This window comes from Bacteroidia bacterium (genome assembly GCA_016218155.1).
Lineage (GTDB): Bacteria > Bacteroidota > Bacteroidia > Bacteroidales > GWA2-32-17 > GWA2-32-17.
Map to the genome: position 1 here is coordinate 1 of JACREQ010000022.1, position 18,346 is coordinate 18,346.

Sequence of the window (18,346 nt, forward strand, 5' to 3'; positions counted from 1 at the left end):
AAAGATGAAGAACTTTTTAATAGAGCAAACTGGAATATAATCAGAGATTTTTCATCTGATTATAAAAGCAGGGAATTCAAATATTTGCTTGACAATGTTGAAATATTTAACAATTTATACACAGCAGATTCAGTTAATTCAAAAATTAAAACGATTCTCATTAACAGTGGTCAAAACATAATATACAAAAAAGAATTAAAAGAAGAAGAATACACTAAATTCAAAAACGAAATTAAGAATATTAAATTTGCAAATATTGAAGAAATATTGTTTCGTACCGATTTAGCTTATTACAATAAAAAGGAAGATTGGAAAAAATATTTTAATCTTGCAGTAGAACAAGGTGATAAATTTTACAATGGAGTAAACGAATTTAACGAAATCTCGTGGAGTATTTATGAAAATTCGGATGACATTAAAGTTATTCAGAAAGCTGCCGAATGGATGAAAAAAGCTCTTGTGGGAAATGAGAATAAAGAGTGGGCAGCACATGATACATATGCTTCACTTTTATTTAAACTTAAAAAATACGAAGAATCAAAAACTGAAGCAACAAAAGCAATTGAAATAGCAAAAGCTGCAGGAGTTAGTGAAGATGATTACAAACCCACTTTGGAGCTAATCGAGAAAATTGGAAAAATAAAATAATACTAGTTTGCCTGAAGTGGTCGGAATATTTTTCTTCCGGCCATTTTTGTTTTTATAACAAAGTAAATTATATCTTATTCCAAATGGGGTCATGTTGAGGCTCTCGAAACATGTGTGAGAGTTTGTGGGCAAATCCTTCGAGAACCTCAGGATGACTATGAGTAAAGGTGCAATTAAATTAAACTAGTATATAATTTATTTGTTATTAGAAATTTAGTAATTGCATTAATTGTTCTTAGATTTGGAGGGAACCCTGATTTATTCTTCAATAAGACATAAAAAAAGTGGTCGGAATTTCTTCCGACCACTCCTGCTATTTTACAGCTGTTAAAAATTTATAGAAAAAATCTTTTTTCCTAATACTTCTGCGGCACAAATGTTTGCTCCTGTTTTGGAGGTCTTACATAATGTTCGTCAGATTTTCGTGCAGGCAATTTAAATGGTTTTGGTGTTAAATCTTTATAAGGAATCATAGATAACAAATGGGTTATACAATTTAATCTTGCTCTGCGTTTATCATCTGCTTCAACAACGAACCATGGAGATTGCTTAATATCAGTATAAGCAAACATATTATCTTTTGCATGTGAATACTCAACCCATTTACTGCGTGATTCAACATCCATTGGGCTAATTTTCCAGCGCTTAAGAGGGTTTTTAATCCTTTCCTGAAAGCGGGTTTCCTGCTCTTTGTTACTAACAGAGAACCAATATTTAATTAAAATAATTCCTGATCTGATTAACATTTTCTCGAATTCGGGACAAGAGCGAAGAAATTCACCATACTCATCATTTGTACAATACCCCATAACATGCTCTACTCCTGCTCTATTATACCAACTTCTATCAAAAAGAACCATTTCACCTTCTGCCGGAAGATGAGAAATATATCTTTGAAAATACCATTGCCCTTTTTCTTTTTCAGTTGGAATACCTAAAGCAACAACTCTGCAAATACGAGGATTTAAACATTGTGAAATTGTCTTAATTACTCCACCCTTACCGGCAGCATCGCGACCCTCGAAGATTACAACAACTTTAAGTTTTTTCTGTTTAACCCACTCCTGTAATTTTACTAGTTCTAAATCCAGATTTTCTAAAATTTCTTCAAAATTTTTTCTTTTAATTTTTTCTTTATGCTTTACTGTAATATCGCCTTCAGCTGTCATTTTAACAGATTTTTCGTGCTTATCTTTTTTTGTTTTCTTATGATTTGTCATAATATTGTAATTTTTAATAAAAATACTAAATATTAATTACATATAAAAAAGTTGTAATATTTTTTTATATTTTTGATTTTTAAGAATAATAATATTAAAAACAAATTTCATAATACATATACGTTCATTTTTGGGCAGATATGTGTAGTAAAGACATTCAGATAAAATCGTTATGCTCTTTTAGTAAGAAAGTTACATTCTAGTAAATTTTCTATATTAAAATTAATGTATATTTGTTTAGTATAATAAGCTCTAATTAAATAAAAATGAAAAGAACACTATTATTAGCATATATTGTATGCTTTGTAACTTTAGGAACTTCTTTTTCTCAATGCTTAAATGGAACATATACAATTGGAGGCATTGCACCAAATTATACAACCATTGCATCGGCCGTAACAGCATTAACAACAAATGGGGTTTGTGGACCAGTAATATTTAATATACGTGCAGGAACTTATAATGAACAGATTACTATTCCTGCAATATCTGGAACATCTGTTATTAACAATATAACATTTCAGTCTGAATTACTTGATAGTAATTCAGTTCTTTTAACAAAATCAACTACAACACAATTCATTTTAAAACTTAATGGTTGTAATAATATTAAATTTAATAAAATAACTATTCAATCAACATTTACTTCTTCTTGGGGCGTTGTTGACATTGCAACCAATTCTAATAATATTGCATTTTCAAATTGCGTATTAAAAGGTCCTGTTTTATCAAGCTTGGTTGGACCACACCTTATAAGAGCCCTTAACATTAACAATAACAATAATGTTTTTAACAATAATTTATTTTTTGGGGGTTATACAGGAATATATTATACAAGTTCTTCAAGTTCTGTATATATTCCAGAAACAAAGATTAATAACAACTCTTTTCAAAACCAGTATTATGCTGGAATTAATATATCAAAACATATTGCACCGGAAATTTCAAATAATACTATTGATTGTAGTTTAAGTCAAACTAATTTTAGTGGTATTCTAATGACCGGTTGTACTGATAATTTTATTGTCAAGAAAAATAAATTATCTGAAGGAGGTATTAATATTACAAATAGTGCGTCTACCAGTATAAACAATGGACTTATTGTAAATAATTTTATTTCTACTTCTAAAGGAATTGGAATACAAGTTGGAGCTTGTACTTATTTAAATGTTGTTAATAATTCAGTTATTTCCAATAACTTCAATTATTTTCCATTACATATTTCAAATAACAATTCTAATGTTAATATTATAAATAACATTTTCTCGAATAATGCGGGTGGATATGCTGTATACCGCCTTGATGGTCCAGTTGATTGCAATTATAATGATTACTATTCTACTGGCAATATACTATTTTATTATAATAACAATAATGTATCAACACTTTCACAATGGCAAAATGTTACAGGTTTTGATTCAAATTCAATCAATGTTAACCCACATTTCTTTTCCTCAATAGATTTGCATACGATTTATTCTTGTTTGAATAATTTAGCTATTGTTAGCACTTTTGTAACTGAAGATATTGACGGAGAGCCTAGAAGTTCAACTACTCCAGACATTGGAGCTGATGAGTTCACGCCTATCGTAAATGATGCTGAATTGATAAATTTCGAAAATTTGTTTCCCCCTTGTATTGGATTAGCTGAAACTGTTGTGAGAGTTGGAAATTCTGGACTAAATCCGATTAATAACATGACTATTAATTGGGAATTAAATGGCATAACACAACCTTCTTTTTACTGGACTGGAAATTTACTCTCAACAAATAGTACAACAATTAATCTGGGAAATTACAATTATATATCTGGAATTCCTTATCACTTAAAAGTGTGGGTATCAAATCCAAATTCATTACCTGATGGTTCCGCTTTAAATGATACAATTAGTATTGATTTCCGTACAGGAATGTCAGGGACATATACAATAGGCGGAGCATCTCCTGATTATATGTCATTTAATACCGCTGTAAGTGATTTAATAATAAATGGAGTTTGCGGTCCAGTTACATTTAATGTCAGACCAGGCACATATAATGAACAAGTTACAATACCAGCAATTTTAGGAAGTAGCTCATTAAATAAAATTATTTTTCAATCCGAAACGGGAGTTAATACTTCAGTAGTAATAAATAATACTAATGCAGGAAATACATCAACAATTTATTTGAATAATTCAGATTATATTGGATTTAAAAACATGACCATAACAAGTACAAATGGTGCTACGGCTGGTAATGTCGATTTAAATAATATAATAAGTATTTTTAATGGTTCTGATCATTCCCTATTTGAAAACAATAAAATTATTGGAGCTGCTGGATACTGCATATCTACGGGAACTTATTCAACACCTAGTTCAAGTTATAACAAATTCATTAACAATGACATTTCAAATGGTTATGGAGGAATTAATTTAAAGGGATTATTAAGTTTTTCAAATAGTATTTTGAATAATGTTTTCACAAATCATACAACTGCCATATATGCAAACAGTCAAGATTCATTAGTCATTTCTTCAAATGTTATAACACAAAACACAACATCTACAAGCTATAATGTAGATATAATGCAATTCTCAAATATTATTTTTACTAAGAATAAAATAAGTGTTATGAGTTCAGCACTTAGATTTTTAATGAATTCAGGCAGTGCAGGTATTATAGCAAATAATTTCATTCATTGCTCTGGAACAACAAATATTTCAGGATTGTACATATCAAATTTCAGTAGTATTGTTAAAATATACAATAATTCGATAAATATCACAAACACTCACACTTCAAGTTCAGCAGTTTATTTCAACAGTGCTCCTGGCAGTTTTAAAAATAATAATGTCATAAATGTTGGTGGTGGAATTGCGATTTATTGTTCTTCTTCTGTAGTTCTAAATGGTTTTTCTAATTACAATAATCTTTTTGTTTCGGGGTCACAATTTGCAATTTTAAATACAACTTATTATGCTAATTTAGGCTTATGGAAAACAGCAACCGGTTTAGAGATGAACTCAATTTCTTTCAATACATCTTTTGTTTCGTCTAGCAATTTACATACTTTAGATTATCATTTGAATAATGCTGGTTGCTCTGTAAGTGGTATTTTAAATGACGATATTGATGGTGAAAACAGAAATGTATTAACGCCAGATATTGGTGCAGATGAATTTACACCCATTATTACTGATGCAACCTTAATTGGATTTGATAATCTTATTGCAACATGTCCGGGTGTTACTCCAATCAAAGTTAAACTTTTAAATAGTGGTGGTCCAACGATTAATTCTGCTTCCATTTATTGGCAAGTTAATGGAGTTAATCAATCAACCAATAACTGGACAGGTACTTTATTGAATGCAGATACAGCAATCGTATTACTAGGAAATTACAATTTACTAGTTGGTGTTAATTATACTATTAAAGCCTGGGTAAAAAACCCAAATGGTGCAGCAGATCCAATTCCTGCAAACGATACGATCATTAAAACTAATTTCAGAACTGCACTTTCAGGAAATTATACAATTGGAGGAACCTCTCCTACCTATAATACATTTAATACAGCTGTTAGCGATTTGATTTCAAGAGGAATTTGTGGTCCAGTAACTTTTAATGTTAGAAATGGTGTATATAATGAACAAATTACTATCCCTTTTATTAACGGAAGTTCTTTTCTAAATACAATTGTTTTTCAATCTGAAACTGCAGATAGTTCTGCAGTAGCATTAACATTTAATTCGTCAGGACCAAGCAATAATTATACTGTAAATTTTAATAGTTCATCATATGTATCAATAAAGAAAATTTCAATAAAAGCATTAAATTCTTTATATGGATGTGTAATTAATTTTACTGGAAATAATCATAATATTTTATTATTAAATAATGTTATAGATGGAATGCCAACTACTAGCAGTACAACAGAGAATAGTATTATTTTATCAAATAATGTGCACAATAAAGGTGTTATAATCGATAATAATTTGATTTCAAACGGAAGCATTGGAATATGCTTATTGGGGGTTAGCTTAGCTCAAAAAGATTCAAGTTTATTTATTAGCCATAATATTATTAAAGATCAATCGGCTTTTGGTATTCTTATTAAATATCAGGAAAGCCCAGTTGTTACATCAAACACCATTACCTCAAATTCTACTGGTTCATGGACTGGCATTTATTCTTACTATTGTTTTAATTCGCAAGATATTTCGAAAAATAAAATAATAGGACTAGCTGGTAGTTCATTAGGAATTTGCATTATTTATTGTTCAGCATCATCAACAACAAATGGTATAATTTCTAATAATATGATTTCAACAAATTCTGATGCACTATATGTTACCAATTCAAATTATCAAAATTTATATTTTAATTCAATTAGGGTTAATTCCATATTAGGAAAATGTTTGTACTTAAATTCAAACACAAACATTAACAATATAAATAATATTTATGCTAATGTAGGTGGCGGATACTCAATATGGGTAAATGGAATTGTTAATCTTTCGGTATCAAATCATAATAATTTTAGCTCATCTGGTACTTACCTTGCAAATTTTACAGGAAATGATTTAACAACCTTAAATGCATGGCAGACTTTAACTTTTAAAGATTCTATTTCTTATAATTATAATCCAAGTTTTACATCAACAAGTGATTTACATTTGTATTTAGATACTGCTATAAATAATAAAGGAATCTCATTACCTGTTGTTTTTGATGATATAGATGGAGAAAGCAGAAATTTATCAACCCCTGATATTGGAGCTGATGAATTTACCTTTGTTACTTTAGATGCGTCATTAGTATCTTTCCTTCCATTTGTTAATAATTGTAGTGGTATGCAATCAGTAAAAGTTTTATTCAAAAATGAAGGGAGTACACCACTTTCAACAGCAGTTATTAATTGGTCCATAAATGGATTAATGCAGCCAGCAATTAATTGGTCTGGAAATTTAATTATTGCAGATACTGTATCTGTGTTATTAGGTAATTATTTATTTATTTCAGGTAACACATATGACATTGAAGCATGGGTATCTAGCCCTAATGGATTGTTAGATCCTATAAATAATAATGATAGTATTTCAATACAAATTTTAACACCTTTAGTTGGTATTTATACAATTGGAGGCACATCCGCTGATTATGTAACAATATCTGATGCCGTTAATGATTTAAATACTTATGGTGTTTGTGGACCAGTAACATTTAAAATAAGAACAGGTATATATTATGAAAATATAACTGTTTTAAATTTTACAGGATCGAGTGAATTAAACAGAGTAATTTTTGAAAGTGAAACTTTAGATAGCTTAGATGTTGATTGGCGAAGTTCAGATTATTTCAACACAGCACCATTAGTCACCCTAAATGGAGCAGCTTATGTAACATTCAGAAATATTTCTTTTAGAAATTTAAGTTCAACAATGACTTGCATTAAATTAATTGATGGCGCAAGTTATAATGTGATTAAAAATTGTCAAATAATTTCTCAAATTTCTTTATGCGTAATGTGTGTTCTTTTTGAAGATTACAATTCCCAGATATGTATTTCAAATACGCCATCGAGTTCCAATAGTAATAACAATAACATCATTGAAAATAATATTTTTTTAAATGGTTCCATTGGCATATATCTTTATCCAAATCCTCCCACTTATAATTTCGGAAATATTATAAGAAATAATCTTTTTTCAAGACCAGGCAGCGTGTCTATTTATGCTGAAAAACAAAGTGGGATGAAAATCATTGATAATAAATTCACTCCTAATATTTATGGACTTATAAGAACAATTTATATGTCTCAAGTAAATGATTCACTAGTAATTTCTGGCAATAATATAAATACAAGTTATGGTCAGGGGTCGATTTATTTGGATATAAACAATTTTACATATACTAAAATTTTTAACAATTATATATATTTTAAAAATGGTGAACTCGGTTCAGCTGCAGTTTCTATCGCAACTAAGGCTAATTCAATAACTGAATTTATTAATAATACTTTAAGAGTAGATAGTTCCTATTCTGGAGGTTTATCAGTCAATAATTTTGGTGTTTTTAAAAGTTATAACAACAATATTACACTGAATAACTCATCACCTGCTTTTGGTATTCAAGTTCAGACTGGATCTAATTATTTAGGGAACAACAATAATTTTTACAATTTATCAGGTACCCTTATAAGTTATATTACAACCTATTCTACATTAGCGGCATATCAATCTGCCACAGGAAAAGATTTGCTTTCATTAAACAAAAATCCGCATTTTTCAAATGGTATTTCATATGAAATTAACAGTGCTGATTTAAACAACTCTGGCGTACCATATATTGGTATTGAAAAAGACATAGAAGGAAATGTGAGAAATGTTACGACTCCAGATATAGGTTGTTATGAATTTACTTCCGGAAATATAGATGCAGGAATAACAAATATAAATTCATCATCATTAAATTGTTCTGGAATAAACCCCGTAGTTGTAAGTTTGACAAATTATGGAACTTCTAATTTAACTACTGCAACTATTGGTTGGACTGTTGATGGCATAGCTCAAACTCCTTTTATTTTCAATGGCAATATAAACCAAAATGACAGTATAACAAATCTTACACTTGGAACATTTTCTTCGACTGGACAAAATATTATTAAAGCTTTTCCATTGTCTGTAAATGGTGGAATTGATGTATATTCCTACAATGACACCATAACAAATAACCATAATTCAGGTTCTTTATGTGGTGTTTATACTATTGGTCCTTCGGGTGGCGACTTTTCTAACTTTACTATTGTTAGAAACAAACTTGCTTCCGATGGAATATGTGGTCCTGTAATATTTAAAGTAATGCCAGGAGTTTATCAGGAGATAGTAACTTTTCAAAATATAACAGGATCATCCATTTATAATACGATTACATTTGAACCATTATTCGGAGATAGAGAATATGTAACAATTTGTGCAGATGTAGGTAACACCAGTGGAGATCATTTTATTATAACATTAGATAGTGCAAAATACTTTAGATTTAAGAATTTAAGTTTTAAGGCATTAAATGATCCTTATACAAATGGGAATAATATAACAATGCTTGATGTAACAAATTTTTCTAAAAACATTATAATTGACTCTTGTGTTTTTAATGGATTAGGATCTTTTTTTAGTAGTGATGCAGTTAATGACGTAGCTGTTAGATTTGAAGATAGCGATACTTTACAATTTACAAATAATTTGGTTTACGATACTTACAACAGTTTATATGCTAGTGGCTATAATACTTTTAGAGGCAAAAACATAATAATTAAAAACAATTCCATTACAAACGCCTTAAACGGGATTACAATTGAGAAATTTTATAATGCTTTTGTTAGTGAAAATTATATTCAAAGTTTTCAGCATCCAATTGGCATAATTGGAAATTTGGCTGCTGGTATAAATTTATGTAAGGGAATTGTATTTGATAAAAATAAATTATTTGGATTCGATAGGGGAATATCCGTATCTAACACAAATTCATTAGGACTCATTAATTCTAAAATAACAAATAACTTTATTGATGGTTGGAATAATATATTTTACAGTAAAAATATAGAGATAGAATTTAATAACATGCAGCTTAATATGTTTGACACTTTATATTCTTCAAACCCACAAGCTACACTACATTTATTTAATGACACAAATATAGTTTTGTTGAATAATAATTTAGTAAATTTAAGATATGGTTATCAATTTAGAGGTGCATTATGGTTAGATCCTGATTATTATAATTCGACAATATCAAATATGCAAGTTTTAGAATGTGATTATAATAATTACTTTTGCCCAAATATGCCTTCTGTTTTTTCTTTAAGCGGAGCATATCCATTTACTTTATTGGAATGGCAAAATCTTTATCATTTAGATTCAAATTCAGTTAATTTAAACCCTCAATATGTTAGTTCTTCAGACTTTCATATTTTAAACAATTCATTAGCAGGGTTAGCAAAACCAATTACAGGAATAAATACAGATATTGATAATGATTTAAGAAATACGATACCAACTATTGGAGCTGATGAAGCATCCGGCCTTATTTATGTTCAGTCTATAGAAGATAAAACTAATCAATTAAACATATATCCAAATCCAAGTAATAGTGAGTTTACAATTGAGCTTACTAACACTGACAGTAAAATATATCAAATAATTATAACAGATATTACAGGTAAATTAATTTTCGAAACATTTTGTAGATCTAAAAAATATTTCTTTAATGAATTTAAATTACTACCGGGAATTTATTTAGTAAAAATAAAGGGAGATAAGGTCTATAATAAGAAAATAATAATAAAATAGTGAACCTTGACTTGGCAAACCTTACAAGACTAAAGCATTTGATAACATTTTGCAATATATACTACCATTGTATAACATAACATCACATAAATTAACAACTTGCAGTCCACCTCGGCAGATAGACTACTTGAAACATTTAACATTAAATAAAATTCTTCGCGGTTTAACAGCAAGCAAAAGCTCGTCGTTTCGTAGCTTCAACCGTTATATACTATAAATAAAATGGCAAGACCAACAACAAAATTACAGCTGAAAGAAACAAGTGACAACAATTTTAATAAGTTATTTACACTTATAAATTCTTTAAAAAAAAAGGAGCAAGAACAATTTTTTTCATTTGAAGATAGAGACAGAAATATTCGGGATGTGTTGATACATCTTTATGAATGGCATCAATTGTTATTAAATTGGGTACGTTTTAATAAAGCAGGAGAAAAAATAAATTTTTTGCCTGAACCATATAATTGGAAAACATATCCGCAAATGAATGTCAAATTTTGGGAAAAGCACCAAAAAACCCTATTGGATAAATCTATCTCACTATTAAAGGAAAGCCATTCAGATGTAATGAAACAAATTGATTTGTTCTCAAATGAAGAATTATTTACAAACAAATATTTTCCTTGGACAGGAACCACAAGCTTAGGAAGTTATTGTGTTTCAGCAACGTCAAGTCATTATGATTGGGCAATAAAAAAAATAAAAAAACACAAGAATAGTTTAAAAGAAAAATAAACTTATCTAAAATTTCATGCCACAACACCTATACATATTGCGTAATTTTAAAAATTTACTTTGTTTTTAAAATCTTACCATCAGGCAACTAATGCTAATTTTAATCGTCAATAATAATATTGATACAAAAATTATTATTATGAAAAAGAAATTATTAATAGCATCATTTATAACTATTTTTTATTGCGGTTATTCACAAACACCATCAAATTGTAATATATCTGCAAGTCTGCAAACAAACTATGATTGGGATGTAAAACATTTAGCTTTAAAAAGTATTTTTACAAATATTACATCTACTTACAGAGATTCTATTATAGTTCCTCAATCTGTACAGCAACCTATATGGGAAGGATTGGCTGCAATTTATAATTTAACAACGATCCCTGAAAGAGATTCAGTATTTAATAATTATTGCATTCATCAGCAGCCTAGCGAATATTTATTCAACAGCATTTATATTGGAGTTGATACCTCGTATAGCTGGACAGACAATTGGCAAAACATGTTAACAACAACTACAGGATATACTGCATTAGATAATCTGTTATCAACTTATGGTTTTTCTATCACACATTTCTCTACTTTTGGAAGTTGTTATGCAACATTAACTACAACTCAAAATATTAATGTACAACCATTATGCGACAGCATTGAAACATTTACTGGTGTTAATTATTCAGAAAAAAAACCTTATAACGGAGATGGTAATAGAATTACCTATACAGAATCGGGCTCAAACAAATTTTATAATTTCACAATTGGTTTTGGCGATTGTCCATCAGGTTGCACAAGCACACATACATTCAGGTTTAAAGTTTATAATGACTGTTCTGTAGAATACTTAGGTATCTTAGATAACATTACACCCGGAGATTTAATTCCATCACCGGTTAACTGCTATTTAGGCTCAAATATTATTGAAGAAAACAAAAATTTTAATATCTATCCAAACCCTTCAGAAGATTTTATAATTGTAGAATCAACCCATTTAGATGATACAAATTATTCAATAGTTAATTTGTATGGACAAACAGTAAAATCAGGAAATTTAAAAGAAGAAACCAAAATTTTAATAAAAAATTTAAGTGCTGGTATATATCTAGTAAGATTCTATAACAAAACAAATAATGAAATTGGCAATTATAAATTTATTAAAAAATAGCTTTCATTTACAATTCACTTACTAACAACTATTTGTCGGGGTGAGTGGACTCGAACCACCGGCCTCCACGTCCCGAACGTGGCACGCTGCCCACTGCGCTACACCCCGTAAATATTTTGTGCAAAATTAATAAAAAAGAAAATATTGACCTAACAGACACAAAAAAACCTAACAGGTTTTGAAAACCTGTTAGGTTTAACATATATTTTCTTTTTAAAATTTACTGTGCAAATGTAAAATATGCATACATCCCATTAGGATAGATACCTTCAACCAGAACTGTTCCCTTAATCTTACCTAAAACATTCTGAGCATCATCAACAGTATTTATTGGCTGGTGATTAATACTTGTAATAATAAACCCTGCGCGTAAACCAACAGCTTTAAGTTTTCCATTTCCAATTTCAGAAATTTTTATTCCATTCTGAAGTCGTAATTGCTGTTTATCTTCACCTGACAATTGCTGAAATTTTGCACCTAATACAGTTATATCAGCAGATTTCACTATTGCGGTGCCATTTTCACGATTTTTAAGTACAGTTAATATTTCCATTTTCTTATCACCACGCATAATCTGTAGTTTAACCTTATCGCCTGGTCTGAACTTTGTTAATTGTTCTTGTAATTGAGGAATATCTTTTACGGCAAATTCATTAACACCAACAATAACATCACCTTTTAATATTCCTGCATCCTCAGCAGCACCTTTCTGATAAACATCTTCGATATAAACACCCTGAGTTTCTGTAATTCCCTTTTTAGCAGCCAGATTCTGATCAACAGATGAAATATTAATTCCGAGATATGCTCTTTGCACTTCACCAAACTCTAACAAATCGGCGACAACTTTTTTTACAATATTAACAGGAACAGCAAATGAATAACCAATATAATTTCCCGTCTGAGAAGCAATTGCTGTATTAATTCCGACTAATTCACCATTTGTATTAACTAAGGCACCGCCGCTATTTCCTGGATTAACTGCTGCATCAGTCTGAATAAATGATTCAATAGAATAATTTGATGTTATATTTATATTTCTTGCTTTTGCACTTACTATACCGGCTGTTACTGTAGAAGTAAGATTAAATGGATTACCAACCGCCATAACCCACTCCCCGATTTTAAGATTATCGCTGTTACCATATGGAATAAAAGGTAAATTATCTGCATCAATTTTTAAAAGTGCAATATCAGTTGTCGGATCTTTACCAATAATTTTTGCCTGAAATGTTCTTTTATCATCAAGAACAATTTCTACATAATCAGAATTATTTACAACGTGATTATTTGTAACAATATACCCATCAGAAGATATGCAAACACCTGATCCCACAGGCATAATCTGAGGTTGTTGCTGTTGAAATTGCCCACCACTTCCAAAAAAATAATCAAACATTGAATTTTGCGAATAATATTGTCCGGCTATTTTTGTTTTAACATGAACTACACCATGAACAGAACGTTCAGCAGCATTTGTCAGATCCGGCAATGATTCCGTACTTATATTAGCTATTCTTGTAACAGGTAGAGGATTTGTTAAATCGTTTGAAATAACATCTTTGTGATTAATTTTATCGTATGCCATCAAAGCAATCGAAGCACCAACCACTGCACTTGCAAAAGATAAAATGTAACGTTTCATAAAATAAATTTTTAAATTATTTATCTTTACTTTTTTAACAGCAAACCATTTAAATTTGCATGATAAAATTACAGCAAATAGAACGCAAAAAAATACGTCGATGTATTCATATCATGTACTTTTAACACAATTTAACGACCTATGACAATTCATTTTACAAAATATCACGGAGCAGGAAACGACTTCATAATCATTGACGACCGTAAAGAAATTTTTGATATCACAAATAATAATCTTGTAAAAAAATTATGCGACAGAAGATTTGGAATCGGTGCAGATGGATTAATGATATTAAGAGATGATAATCTACAAGATTTCAAAATGATATATTTTAATTCTGATGGTTACGAAGGAACAATGTGTGGCAATGGAGGCAGATGTATTGCTGCTTTTGCATCATCTTTAGGAATAATTTCGGATTTAACATTTTTTTTGGCAAGCGACGGAAATCACGAAGCTAAAATTTCCGGAAATATTGTCACCTTAAAAATGTCTGACATATCAGAAATAACAAAATTAGAAGACGGTTACTTTGTAAATTCCGGATCGCCTCATTTTATTGGTTTTAATGATGATCCCAAAAAAGTAAACATAAATATTATTGGAAAAGAAATACGCAATCAGCAAAGGTTTTCACCAGGAGGAGTAAATGTCAACTTTATTTATGTTAATGAGAATAATATAGAAATAGCAACCTTTGAGCGTGGTGTTGAAGCCGAAACATATTCGTGTGGTACTGGTTCTGTGGCATCTGCAGTTGTTGCTGCATTTAATAAGCCGGAAGGTATTTATAGTTATGACATAAATGCAAAAGGCGGAAAATTAAATGTCACATTTCAAAAATCGGAGTCAATATACTCTAATATATGGCTTTCAGGACCAACAACAAAAGTTTTTGAAGGAACAATTGAAATATAATTATTAACATATAATTAATATTAGAAATAGTATTTTTGTAACTATTCAAAACGAAAAATAAAACACAATACATGATCAAAAAAATTGACAAAAGAATTGGAATCCTAACTGCAGGTGGCGATTGTCCCGGAATTAACGCAGCTATTCGTGGCGTTGCAAAATCTGCAATTCTTGAATACGGAATGAATATAGTTGGTATCTCTAACGGCTATACAGGTCTTATAAATAAAGAATATTTTGATATACAGGAATCAGATATCTCAGGCATTTTAACACTTGGAGGAACAATACTTGGAACCTCAAGAGAAAAACCTTTTAAAAAGGGAATTCTTCAAAACGAAATAAATAAGCCTAAACTTATAAAAGATCATTATCATCAGGCAAAACTTGATGGATTGGTTTGTATTGGAGGCAACGGTACCATGCGCACTGCAGCAATGCTTGCACAGGAAGGTTTAAATATTATTGGAATTCCCAAAACAATAGACAATGATGTTTGGGGAACCGATGTAACATTCGGTTTCGATTCAGCTGTAAACATTGCTACAGAAGCAATAGACAGGCTTCACACAACTGCTAATAGTCACAAAAGAATTATGATTATTGAAGTAATGGGGCATCATGCAGGCTGGATTGCTCTTTATTCTGGCGTTGCAGGTGGCGGTGACATTATTCTTCTTCCTGAGATTAAATTCGACGAAAAAATAATTTGCCAATATCTTGACCACAGAGCTCAAATAAAAAAAGCATATTCAATTGTTGTTGTAGCCGAAGGAATAGACAAACCCAAAAAAGTAAAAGCCGGCGATTATATTGCAAAAATGATTTCAGATAATTTAGATTACGAAACAAGAGTTACTGTTTTAGGTTATTTGCAACGTGGTGGAACACCCTCACCAACCGATCGAATACTTGCAACAAGATATGGAACACACGCAGTTGATTTAATTGCTGATGAAAAATTCGGACAAATGGTTTGTGTACTTAATAACAAAACTGCTTCTGTTGATTTATCAGAAGTTCAGGATAAAACCAGATTAATTCCTGAAGACCATTCGTTGATTAAAAAAGCTAGAAGAATTGGTACTTGCTTTGGTGACACTATGCCATAAATAAACAAATAGCAATGAAAAAATTAGTATTGATAAGGCATTCAAAAGCAGAAGACGAAAGCAAAAGTGATTTTGAAAGAAGACTTATTGCTGACGGAAAGATTCTTGCAAAAAATATTGCATCGAGATTAAAAATCAAACCAGAAAATAACACCTTACTAATTTCCAGTCCGGCACCTCGTGCATTAGAAACAGCAGAAATTTTTGCTGATCATTTTTCATACCCAGAAGATAAAATTACAAAATCAGAGTTTTTATATAAATATTTTACAGTCGATAGGTTTTTCATGTTTTTAGATAGTGAATTTAAAAACAATGATGAGATATGGATTTTTGGTCATAACCCTATGTTAAGTGAAATATCATATACATTAAGTAAAGGAAAAATTTGTGCATTGCCTAAATCTGCTGTAATATCTTTTAGTATAGATTCAGAAAACTGGATAGATGTAAATGCATCTAATTCACAACTGGATTTTTTTGAAAACCCAAAAGCTAATAAATGAAACAAAGCATTACACCTAAAGAAATAAGCTGGCTTTCATTTAACGAAAGAGTGCTGCAGGAAGCTGCTGATACTACTAATCCGCTTTTTGAAAGAATAAAATTTTTAGGAATTTACTCTAATAATTTAGATGAATTTTTCAGAGTACGTGTAGCTACACTTAAACGTATTACTCAACTTGGTGCAAAAGCAACAAAAATTTTAGGATACGATCCCTCAAGTGTTCTAAGAAAAATTCAGGAAATTGTTATAACACAACAGTTTTATTTTGACAGAACTTATCGTACAATATTATCTGAACTGGCAAAACATAAAATTGTACTTATTAATGAATCGCAATTAAATGATAAACATAAAGAATTTGTTCAGGATTATTTTCTAAACAAATTACGTCCATATATTATGCCTGTGATGATAGACCAACTTGACGAAATTCCACCTCTTGAAGACGACATGGTTTATCTGGCTATTTCATTAAGATTCGAAGACAAAAAGAAAAAATCTATAAATTCTCTCATTAAAATTCCTTCTAATGTATTACCCAGATTTGTAGTGCTACCAGAAATAAAAAATACAAAATATTTAATTTTCCTTGATGATATTATCAGATTTGGGTTGCCAAATATTTTCTACATGTTTAATCCAACGGAAATTAATGCATACACTATTAAAGTTACAAGAGACGCAGAACTGGATATTACTGATGACATTTCTGAAAGCTACATAAATAATGTTGTTAGAGGATTACAAAAAAGAAAAGAAGGCGACCCTGTACGATTTATTTTTGACGAAAGCATGCCCTCGCACCTTTTAAAACTTTTAATGAAAAAGATGCATTTTAAGCATGATGACACTATTATTCCAGGTGAAAGATATCATAACTTTAAAGATCTTCTTACCCTTCCTGATTTTGGGATGAAAGAGCTTTCAAAAAACACATTCAAGCCCATTCAACATCCATTAATTATACCCGGGAAATCAATAATTGAAAGTATTCTTAAAAATGACATTTTACTTTATTTCCCATATCATTCATTTAACTATTTTATTGATTTGCTTCGGGAAGCATCAATTGACCCAAAAGTAAAATCGATTAAAATAACATTATACAGATTAGCAAACAACTCAAATGTTATTAGTGCATTAATTAATGCCGCAAGAAATGGGAAGCAGGTTACAGCTTTACTGGAGCTACAGGCTCGTTTCGACGAAGAAGCTAACATTAAGTACGGAAACATTCTTCGCGAAGAAGGAGTTAGAGTTCTGTACGGTGTTCCAGGATTAAAAGTTCATGCAAAGCTTTGTTTAATTGAACGCACAGAAGGTAGAGAATCTACATATATTGCTTGTTTAGGTACTGGTAATTTTAACGAATCTACAGCCAGACTATATACCGATACAATGATTTTAACTGCCGACAAAAAAATAACAAAAGAAATAACTAAGATTATAGATTTTTTTAACAGAACATATCAAAAAGAACAGTTTTATCATTTGTTTGTTTCACCATTTAACACTCGGCAAAAACTCAATAAATTAATTACTACCGAAATCGAAAATGCTCAAAAAGGTTTACCTGCTTATATTCATTTAAAATTAAATAATTTAGTTGACATAGAAATAATTAATTTATTAAATCAGGCAGCAAAAGCAGGTGTTGAAATAAAACTTAACATCAGAGGAATGTTTTCTTTAAAAACAGAACATAGCTCGAAAATAAAGGCAATTGGCGTTGTTGACAACTACCTCGAACATAGTAGAATTTTTATCTTCTGTAATGGTGGCGACGAAAAATATTTTATTTCATCAGCAGATTTAATGACACGTAATATCGATCGCAGAATTGAAATAGTTTGTCCTATATACAGTAAAAACATTCAGAAACAACTAAGATTAATTTTCGACAATTGCTTTAAAGAAAATGTAAAAGCAAGACTTTTAGATGACAAATTATCTAACAAACTTATTGAAATAAAGAAAAACGAAAGCCCGTATCGCTCTCAATTCGAGTTGTACAAGGTACTGGAACAATTTCACAAGACTGAAGCCACGAGCTAAATTACTT

At 30.1% G+C, this 18,346-nt stretch carries 10 protein-coding genes and 1 tRNA gene; 8 read left to right on the forward strand and 3 right to left on the reverse strand.

Annotation, left to right across the window (positions count from 1 at the left end; all coding sequences use genetic code 11):
* On the forward strand, positions 1-648 hold a 648-nt coding region (locus HY951_02875; protein ID MBI5538974.1), incomplete at its 5' end, for a hypothetical protein.
* A 356-nt stretch (positions 649-1,004) separates the two neighbouring features.
* Here the strand turns inward: HY951_02875 and ppk2 are convergent.
* The gene (gene ppk2, locus HY951_02880) at positions 1,005-1,868 is read right to left on the reverse strand and encodes a polyphosphate kinase 2 (GenBank protein MBI5538975.1); all 864 of its coding nucleotides are present in this window, start codon (positions 1,866-1,868) and stop codon (positions 1,005-1,007) included.
* Positions 1,869-2,134: 266 nt separating this feature from the next.
* Here ppk2 and HY951_02885 point away from each other — a divergent pair, with 266 nt between their 5' ends.
* The 3 genes from HY951_02885 (at position 2,135) to HY951_02895 (ending at position 12,101) form a co-directional block, all read left to right on the forward strand.
* Positions 2,135-10,201 (forward strand): T9SS type A sorting domain-containing protein, encoded by an 8,067-nt coding sequence (locus HY951_02885; GenBank protein ID MBI5538976.1) that lies wholly within the window; start codon positions 2,135-2,137, stop codon positions 10,199-10,201.
* 222 nt (positions 10,202-10,423) lie between these two features.
* A complete protein-coding gene (locus HY951_02890; GenBank protein MBI5538977.1) occupies positions 10,424-10,936 on the forward strand; it encodes a ClbS/DfsB family four-helix bundle protein in 513 nt (170 codons plus the stop codon).
* A 139-nt stretch (positions 10,937-11,075) separates the two neighbouring features.
* Complete coding sequence (locus tag HY951_02895; GenBank protein MBI5538978.1) at positions 11,076-12,101, forward strand: T9SS type A sorting domain-containing protein; 1,026 nt, start codon at positions 11,076-11,078, stop codon at positions 12,099-12,101.
* Positions 12,102-12,136: 35 nt separating this feature from the next.
* Here HY951_02895 and HY951_02900 read toward each other — a convergent pair.
* Both HY951_02900 and HY951_02905 read right to left on the reverse strand, forming a co-directional pair.
* Positions 12,137-12,209: transfer RNA gene (locus tag HY951_02900), tRNA-Pro, on the reverse strand.
* Positions 12,210-12,321: 112 nt separating this feature from the next.
* On the reverse strand, positions 12,322-13,746 hold the full coding sequence (locus tag HY951_02905) for a Do family serine endopeptidase (GenBank protein MBI5538979.1): 1,425 nt from the start codon (positions 13,744-13,746) through the stop codon (positions 12,322-12,324).
* 141 nt (positions 13,747-13,887) lie between these two features.
* Here HY951_02905 and HY951_02910 point away from each other — a divergent pair, with 141 nt between their 5' ends.
* From HY951_02910 to ppk1, 4 genes are all read left to right on the forward strand, one after another.
* The gene (locus HY951_02910; protein MBI5538980.1) at positions 13,888-14,664 is read left to right on the forward strand and encodes a diaminopimelate epimerase; all 777 of its coding nucleotides are present in this window, start codon (positions 13,888-13,890) and stop codon (positions 14,662-14,664) included.
* 71 nt (positions 14,665-14,735) lie between these two features.
* Complete coding sequence (locus HY951_02915) at positions 14,736-15,776, forward strand: 6-phosphofructokinase (GenBank protein MBI5538981.1); 1,041 nt, start codon at positions 14,736-14,738, stop codon at positions 15,774-15,776.
* A gap of 14 nt (positions 15,777-15,790) precedes the next feature.
* Positions 15,791-16,282, forward strand: coding sequence for a histidine phosphatase family protein (locus HY951_02920; GenBank protein ID MBI5538982.1), 492 nt, complete (start codon positions 15,791-15,793; stop codon positions 16,280-16,282).
* Positions 16,279-18,339 carry a polyphosphate kinase 1 gene (gene ppk1 / locus HY951_02925; GenBank protein MBI5538983.1) on the forward strand — a complete coding sequence of 687 codons (2,061 nt, stop codon included), beginning with the start codon at positions 16,279-16,281 and terminating at the stop codon, positions 18,337-18,339. The genes HY951_02920 and ppk1 overlap by 4 nt, the downstream gene beginning before the upstream one ends.
* Positions 18,340-18,346 lie beyond the last annotated feature (7 nt).